At 59.6% G+C, this 379-nt stretch carries 1 protein-coding gene; it reads left to right on the forward strand.

Annotated features, from left to right (window positions below):
* Window positions 1-379 (forward strand): DUF3458 domain-containing protein (locus KQX66_RS38940; protein WP_216798418.1); only part of this gene is annotated, 379 nt, incomplete at both ends.

Raw genomic sequence — 379 nt, forward strand, 5'->3', positions numbered from 1 at the left:
TGAGAAAGGTTCTGAAGTGATCCGCATGATGCACACCCTGCTGGGGGAAGAGAACTTCCAGAAAGGGATGCAGCTCTATTTCGAACGCCACGACGGCAGCGCCGCCACCTGCGATGACTTCGTACAGGCGATGGAGGACGCGTCCAACGTGGATCTGTCGCGCTTCCGCCGTTGGTATAGTCAGTCCGGCACGCCGCTGTTGACGGTGCGCGACGAGTACGATGCGGAAACTCAGCAATATCGCCTGCATGTCAGCCAGAAAACCGCGCCGACCGCCGATCAGCCTGAGAAGTTGCCGCTGCATATCCCGCTGGATATCGAGCTGTACGACAGCGAAGGCAACGTCATCGCGCTGCAGAAGGGTGGCCTGCCGGTCAAC

Origin of the sequence: Paenibacillus oleatilyticus (assembly GCF_018998565.1) — a bacterium.
GTDB classification, from domain to species: domain Bacteria; phylum Bacillota; class Bacilli; order Paenibacillales; family NBRC-103111; genus Paenibacillus_G; species Paenibacillus_G oleatilyticus.